At 58.5% G+C, this 7,670-nt stretch carries 8 protein-coding genes; all 8 read left to right on the forward strand.

All coding sequences use genetic code 11. From position 1 onward, the window contains the following. The first annotated feature begins 9 nt into the window (after positions 1-9). A complete protein-coding gene (gene nuoI, locus FH08_RS0123330; RefSeq protein ID WP_031360675.1) occupies positions 10-498 on the forward strand; it encodes an NADH-quinone oxidoreductase subunit NuoI in 489 nt (162 codons plus the stop codon). Positions 499-676: 178 nt separating this feature from the next. Then, positions 677-1,378, forward strand: coding sequence for an NADH-quinone oxidoreductase subunit J (locus FH08_RS0123335; RefSeq protein WP_031360676.1), 702 nt, complete (start codon positions 677-679; stop codon positions 1,376-1,378). A gap of 14 nt (positions 1,379-1,392) precedes the next feature. After that, the gene (gene nuoK, locus FH08_RS0123340; protein ID WP_031360677.1) at positions 1,393-1,698 is read left to right on the forward strand and encodes an NADH-quinone oxidoreductase subunit NuoK; all 306 of its coding nucleotides are present in this window, start codon (positions 1,393-1,395) and stop codon (positions 1,696-1,698) included. Positions 1,699-1,715: 17 nt separating this feature from the next. Beyond that, a complete protein-coding gene (gene nuoL, locus FH08_RS0123345) occupies positions 1,716-3,794 on the forward strand; it encodes an NADH-quinone oxidoreductase subunit L (RefSeq protein ID WP_031360678.1) in 2,079 nt (692 codons plus the stop codon). Between the two features lie 17 nt (positions 3,795-3,811). Then, positions 3,812-5,302: an NADH-quinone oxidoreductase subunit M gene (locus FH08_RS0123350; protein WP_031360679.1), complete on the forward strand. Its 1,491-nt coding sequence runs from the start codon at positions 3,812-3,814 to the stop codon at positions 5,300-5,302. 24 nt (positions 5,303-5,326) lie between these two features. Further along, positions 5,327-6,805 carry an NADH-quinone oxidoreductase subunit NuoN gene (gene nuoN / locus FH08_RS0123355; RefSeq protein WP_035566978.1) on the forward strand — a complete coding sequence of 493 codons (1,479 nt, stop codon included), beginning with the start codon at positions 5,327-5,329 and terminating at the stop codon, positions 6,803-6,805. Next, complete coding sequence (locus FH08_RS0123360) at positions 6,805-7,101, forward strand: DUF2818 family protein (protein WP_031360681.1); 297 nt, start codon at positions 6,805-6,807, stop codon at positions 7,099-7,101. Before nuoN ends, FH08_RS0123360 begins: the two co-directional genes overlap by 1 nt. A gap of 68 nt (positions 7,102-7,169) precedes the next feature. Beyond that, on the forward strand, positions 7,170-7,670 hold a 501-nt coding region (locus tag FH08_RS0123365; protein ID WP_031360682.1), incomplete at its 3' end, for an NUDIX domain-containing protein.

The raw sequence follows: 7,670 nt of genomic DNA on the forward strand, positions 1-7,670 counted from the left end.
GAAATAACCATGAACGCATTACAGAATTTCTTTAAAACGTTTTTCCTGACCGAGTTGCTGAAGGGTCTGGCGCTGACGGGTGGTTACCTGTTCCAGCGCAAGATCACGGTTCAGTTCCCGGAAGAGAAGACGCCGATCTCTCCGCGGTTCCGTGGCCTGCATGCATTGCGCCGATACGAAAATGGCGAAGAACGCTGCATCGCTTGCAAGCTGTGCGAGGCCGTGTGCCCCGCGCTCGCGATCACGATCGAATCGGAAACGCGCGCTGACAACACACGCCGTACCACGCGCTACGACATCGACCTGACCAAGTGCATCTTCTGCGGTTTCTGCGAAGAAAGCTGCCCGGTTGACTCGATCGTTGAAACGCACATCCTCGAGTATCACGGCGAGAAGCGTGGCGACCTGTATTTCACGAAAGACATGCTGCTCGCAGTGGGCGACCGTTATGAAACGGAGATTGCTGCTGCGAAGGCGGCTGATGCACCGTATCGGTAAGACGCGGTAAAGCGAAGCGGGGCACATAGCTGAACATCGCCGCGCCCCTTGCTGTTCCTGCATTTGAATTGACCTGCTGTTCCGGCCCGCGCGCCAAGGTTGGTGGTTGTGTTCTTGAAAAAAACGCAACCCGGCGTGCTTGTGTCAAAACACAAAGCCTAACGATGAACCGGTAATCATGGAATTCACGACCGTACTGTTTTACATCTTCGCGCTGCTGCTGGTTGTCTCGGCGCTGAAGGTGATCACTTCGCGCAATCCGGTGGCGTCCGCCTTGTTCCTCGTGCTCGCGTTCTTCAACGCGGCCGCGATCTGGATGCTGCTCGAAGCCGAATTCCTCGCCATTCTGCTGGTTCTCGTCTACGTCGGCGCGGTGATGGTGCTGTTCCTGTTCGTGGTGATGATGCTGGATATCAACCTCGACGTGCTGCATGGCGACTTCAAGAAGTTCGTGCCCATAGCCAGCATCGTGGGCGCGATCATCATCATAGAAACCGCGCTGATCCTTTGGCACGGTTACGGCGCGACGGTTACGCCGGTGCGCGACGCGATGTTGGTCAATGGCGTGGGTTCCGGCGTAGGCCCGAACGACGTGATGTCGAACTCGCAGCTGATCGGCAAGGTCATCTACACCGACTACATATTCGCGTTTGAAATCGCCGGCCTGATCCTGCTGGTGGCGATCATCGCGGCCGTCTCGCTGACCGTTCGCGAGAAGAAGGACAGCAAGCGCCAGCGCATCAGCGACCAGGTCAAGGTGCGTGCGCAAGATCGCGTTCGGATCGTCAAGATGAAGTCCGAAACCGAAGCGCCGGATGCCGCGACCCAACCGCCTGTGACCGGCAATGCCGGCGCCGGTACGGTCGACAACAAAGGCTGAGGAGAAAAACAATCATGTTGAGTCTTGCCCATTACCTCGTGCTTGGCGCGATCCTGTTCGCGATCAGCATCGTCGGCATCTTTCTGAATCGACGTAACGTGATCATCATCCTGATGGCAATCGAATTGATGCTGTTGGCGGTCAACACGAACTTCGTCGCCTTCTCGCATTATCTCGGCGACATCCACGGACAGATCTTCGTGTTCTTCGTGCTGACGGTCGCGGCGGCTGAAGCCGCAATCGGCCTCGCTATCCTGGTCACATTGTTCCGCAGTCTCGACACGATCAACGTCGAAGACCTCGATCAGCTCAAAGGTTAATTTCAGGCAAGACAGATATGTCCACGACACTCAATGAAAACCTTCTGCTCACGATTGCGCTGGCGCCACTTGCCGGTTCGCTGATCGCCGGGCTGTTCGGCTGGAAGATCGGGCGCAAGTCTTCGCACCGCATCACGATCCTCGGCGTGATGATCTCGTTCGTCCTCTCGTGTTTCGTCCTGGTGGACGTGATGCAGGGCGCGAGCTTCAACGCGACCATCTACGAATGGATGACGGTCGGGCCGCTGAAGATGGAGATCGGCTTCCTGGTCGACTCGCTCACCGCGATGATGATGGTGATCGTCACCTTCGTCTCCCTGATGGTGCACATCTACACGATCGGCTACATGGCCGACGAGGAAGTGGGCTACGAGCGTTTCTTCTCGTACATCTCGCTCTTCACGTTCTCCATGCTGATGCTCGTGATGGCCAACAACTTCCTGCAGCTGTTCTTCGGCTGGGAAGCGGTGGGTCTGGTGTCGTACCTGCTGATCGGCTTCTACTACACCCGTCCGACGGCCATCTACGCGAACATGAAGGCGTTCATTGTGAATCGCGTGGGTGACTTCGGGTTCCTGCTCGGCATTGGCTTGTTGCTGGCGTTTGCGGGTTCGCTGAACTACGGCGATGTGTTCGCTCACCGTACCGCGCTGGCCGGCATGACGTTCCCGGGCACCGACTGGGGTCTGCTGACCGTTGCCTGTATCTGCCTGTTCATCGGCGCGATGGGTAAGTCGGCGCAGTTCCCGCTGCACGTGTGGCTGCCGGACTCCATGGAAGGCCCGACGCCTATCTCGGCGCTGATCCACGCGGCAACCATGGTGACGGCCGGTATTTTCATGGTCACGCGGATGTCGCCGCTGTTCGAATTGTCGGATTCGGCGTTGTCGTTCGTGACGGTGATCGGCGCGATCACGGCGCTGTTCATGGGCTTTCTGGGTGTGGTGCAGAACGACATCAAGCGCGTGGTGGCTTACTCCACGCTCTCGCAGCTCGGTTACATGACGGTGGCGCTTGGCGTCTCCGCTTACCCGGTAGCCGTGTTTCACCTGGCTACGCATGCGTTCTTCAAGGCGCTGCTGTTCCTCGGCGCGGGTTCGGTGATCATCGGCATGCACCACGACCAGGACATGCGCAACATGGGCGGCCTGCGTAAATACATGCCGATCACGTGGATCACGTCGCTGATTGGTTCGCTCGCGCTGATTGGTACGCCGTTCTTCTCGGGCTTCTACTCGAAAGATTCGATCATCGACGCAGTGAAGGCGTCGCACATCGCCGGCTCGGGGTTCGCGTATTTCGCAGTGGTGGCAAGCGTGTTCGTCACGGCGCTGTATTCGTTCCGTATGTACTTCATGGTCTTCCACGGCAAGGAGCGCTTCCGCGGTCCGAAGCATCCGGAAAGCCCGATGGCTATCGAAGCGGCTGCGCATGCACATGACGCGCATGGACACGATTCACACGGTCATGACGATCATGGTCATGGTCACCACGAGCACGTTCCGCATGAAACGTCGTGGGTCATCACGCTGCCGCTGGTCTTGCTGGCGATTCCGTCGGTGATCATCGGTGCGATTGCGATCGGCCCGATGTTGTTCGGCGATTTCTTCGCGCACGGCGTGGTGTTCGACAAGGTAATAGAGATCGGCGCCAACCATCCGGGGCTGCAGGAGATGGGCGAGGAATTCCATGGCTGGTTCGCGATGGGCCTTCATTCAGTCGAAGGCTTGCCGGTGTGGCTGGCGCTCGCGGGCGTGGTGGTGTCGTGGTTCCTGTACTGGAAGCGTACGGATCTGCCGGGCGTGATCAAGCAACGCTTCCTGCCGATCTATAACTTGCTCGACAACAAGTACTACCTCGACAAGATCAATGACGTGGTATTTGCAAAAGGCGCGGTCGCCATTGGCCGCGGACTCTGGAAAGAGGGTGACGTGGCCGTTATCGACGGTATCGTCAATGGCCTCGCGAAGTTCGTCGGCTGGTTTGCCGGTGTGATTCGCTTCCTTCAATCCGGTTACATCTATCACTACGCGTTCGCCATGATCATTGGCATGTTGGGGCTCTTGACCCTGTTTGTAACGCTCGGCGGCAAATAAGGCGGGGACACCTATCTATGCACTCTTTACCCATTCTTAGTCTCGCGATCTGGTTGCCGATCATTGTCGGCATCCTTGTACTGGCAATAGGCAATGACAGCAATCCGGGCCCGTCGCGCTGGCTTGCATTGATCGGCTCCATTCTTGGGCTGATCGTCACCATTCCGCTGATTACCGGCTTCGACAACTCGTCGGCCGCGCTGCAGTTCGAAGAGAAGGCGGTCTGGATCGATCGCTTCAACATCTCGTATCACCTGGGCGTCGACGGCCTTTCCATGTGGTTCGTCGTGTTGACCGCGTTGATCACGGTGATCACGATCATCAGCGCGTGGGAAGTCATCACGGTGCGCGTGGCGCAGTACCTGGCCGCGTTCCTGATCTTGTCGGGCCTCATGATCGGCGTGTTCTCGACCGCCGACGGCATGTTGTTCTACGTCTTCTTCGAAGCGACGCTGATCCCGATGTACATCATCATCGGCGTGTGGGGTGGCGCGAACCGGGTCTATGCCGCGTTCAAGTTCTTCCTGTACACGCTGATGGGCTCGCTGCTGATGCTGATCGCGTTGCTGTACCTGTACACGCAGACGCACACGTTCGACATCGCCACGTGGCACGCATTGAAGATCGGCTTCACGCCGCAAGTGCTGCTGTTCATCGCCTTCTTCCTGGCTTTCGCCGTGAAGGTGCCGATGTGGCCGGTCCACACGTGGTTGCCTGACGCCCACGTGGAAGCGCCGACGGGCGGCTCGGTCGTGCTGGCCGCGATCATGCTGAAGCTGGGTGCGTACGGTTTTATCCGCTTCTCGCTGCCTATCGCGCCTGACGCCAGCCATTTCCTGGCGCCGGTGGTGATCACGTTGTCCTTGATCGCGGTGATCTACATTGGCTTCGTGGCGCTGGTGCAGGAAGACATGAAGAAGCTGGTGGCGTATTCGTCGATTGCGCACATGGGCTTCGTCACGCTCGGGTTCTTCATCTTCAGCACGCTCGGCATGGAAGGCGCGATCATCCAGATGATCTCGCACGGCTTTGTCTCGGGCGCCATGTTCCTGTGCATCGGGGTGCTGTATGACCGCATGCATTCGCGTCGGATCGCGGACTACGGCGGCGTGGTAAACGTGATGCCGAAGTTCGCCGCGTTCGCCATGTTGTTCGCGATGGCCAACTGCGGTTTGCCGGGTACCTCGGGTTTCGTCGGTGAATTCATGGTCATCCTGGCTGCCGTGAAGTTCAACTTCTGGATCGGTTTCCTGGCGACCTTCACGCTGGTTCTCGGCGCGGCGTACACGCTGTGGATGTACAAGCGTGTGCACTTCGGCGGGATAGCGAACGATCACGTGGCGAAGCTCAAAGACATCAACAAGCGCGAATTCTTCATGCTCGCCGTGCTTGGCGTGTTCACGCTGTACATGGGCCTGTATCCGAAGCCGTTCACCGACGTGATGCACGCATCCGTAGAAAATCTCCTCTCCCACGTCGCGCAGTCCAAACTGCCGCTGGCCCAGTAACGCGTGCGGAGGAAATAAAAGATCATGCAAAACGCCCCCATGAGTGCCCTGTTACCCGATGGACTGTTGATGCTGATGGTCGTCGTGGCCTGGTTGAACGACACCATCTTCGGTCCGAAGAGCCGTCATACGACCTACCTGATTTCGGTTGTATCGGCCATTGTGGTCGGTGTGTGGTTCGCCTTCCAGGCGCTCGATCCCACGCCGCATTACTACTTCACGCGCATGTACGTGGTCGACCCGTTTGCGAGCGCGATGAAAGCGGTCGTGACGCTCGGCTTCGCGGTATCGATCATCTATTCGCGCAAGTATCTTGAAGATCGCGACCTGTTCCGCGGTGACTTCTTCCTGCTCGGTTTGTTCTCGCTGCTCGGCCAGTGCGTGATGATTTCGGGCAACAACTTCCTGACGCTGTATCTCGGCCTGGAACTGATGTCGCTGTCGTTGTACGCAGTGATCGCGTTGCGCAAGGATTCGCCGCAAGCCAACGAATCCGCGATGAAGTACTACGTACTTGGCGCGCTCGCTTCGGGTTTCCTGCTCTACGGCATCTCGATGCTGTACGGCGCGACCGGCTCGCTGGAACTGAACGAAGTGGCGAAGGCGATCGCAACCGGCCGCATCAACGACGCAGTCCTGCTGTTCGGCGTGATCTTCGTGGTGGCGGGCGTGGCGTTCAAGATGGGCGCGGTGCCGTTCCACATGTGGGTGCCTGACGTGTACCAAGGTGCGCCGACTGCGATGACTCTGCTCACCGGCGGAGGCCCGAAGGCTGCGGCGTTTGCGTGGGGCCTGCGTTTCCTGGTGATGGCGCTGCTGCCGCTGGCGGTGGACTGGCAAGAGATGCTGGTGATCCTGGCCGCGTTGTCGCTGATCGTGGGTAACGTGACCGGTATCGTCCAAAAGAACATCAAGCGGATGCTGGCGTACTCGGCTATCTCGAACATGGGCTTCGTGCTGCTCGGCATGCTGGCTGGCGTGGTCGACGGTAAGGCTGACGGCGCGGCGAACGCCTATAGCTCGGCGATGTTCTACAGCATCATCTATTTGATGACCACGCTCGGCACCTTCGGCATGGTGATGCTGCTGGCACGCAAGGACTTCGAAGCGGAAACGCTCGATGACTTCAAGGGCCTGAACCAGCGTAGCCCGGTGTTCGCGTTCGTGATGATGATCATGATGTTCTCGCTCGCCGGCATTCCGCCGATGGTCGGCTTCTACGCGAAGCTCGCCGTGCTCGAGGCCACCATGAACGCCGGGCTGACGTGGCTTGCGGTGCTGGCGGTGCTGTCGTCGCTGGTGGGTGCGTTCTACTACCTGCGTATCGTCAAGCTGATGTACTTCGATGCACCGACCGATACATCGCCGATCGTCGCGGACAACCTGAAGCGCGCGCTGCTCGCGTTCAACGGCCTGGCTGTGCTGGTGCTCGGCATTGTCCCCGGACCGTTGATGAACGCCTGCCTGGCAGCGATCACGCACACCCTGCCGTTCCAGTTGTAATGTCGGCAGCGGGCTGGTTTATCGTGTTGTTGGCGCTGGTCGGCGCCAACCTCCCGTTCGTGAATCAGCGTCTTTTCTCCGTCGCGCCACTCAAGACGACGAAGAAAAACGGCTGGATCCGCATCGCGGAATTGATCGTGCTTTATTTTGTCGTGGGCGCGCTCGGCTTTATGCTTGAGGCGCGTGCAGGCAACCGCTTCGAGCAGGGCTGGCAGTTTTACGCCGTGACCTTCAGCTTGTTCGTGGTGCTCGCGTTCCCCGGCTTTGCGTTCCAGTATCTCGTCAAGCGCCGCTGACGGCGATTGCCGTCGTGGCTTGATCCTCGCGTTTAACTTTATTTAGCGCGTCTCTCTCAAGGTGCACGATGGCTGACCAATCTCTCGATTTCCCTGATTCCGACGATGGCTTGATCGAGAAGACAGTCGAGAGCAAATTGTTGCATCGGGGCAAGTTCCTCACGCTCAAGATCGATACGGTCGAACTGCCCGACGGCAAGCACGCGACGCGCGAGTTCGTCGAACATCCGGGCGCCGTGATGATCCTGCCGCTGTTTGATGACGGACGTGTGCTGCTTGAACGGCAGTATCGATATCCGATCGCCAAGGTCCTGCTCGAATTTCCCGCCGGCAAGCTCGATCCGAATGAGAGCGAACTCGCGTGCGCGAAACGCGAGTTGCAAGAAGAAACCGGTTATACGGCGCGCGAATGGTTTTTCCTGACGCGGATTCATCCGGTGATTTCCTACTCCACCGAATTCATCGACCTGTATTTGGCCCGCGGCTTAACGGCCGGAGAGAGCAAGCTCGACGAGGGTGAGTTCCTCGAAACCCTTATCGCGGATCCGTCGCAGATTTCCGAGTGGATC

The organism is Caballeronia sordidicola (assembly GCF_000729995.1).
Classification (GTDB): Bacteria; Pseudomonadota; Gammaproteobacteria; order Burkholderiales; family Burkholderiaceae; genus Caballeronia; species Caballeronia sordidicola_A.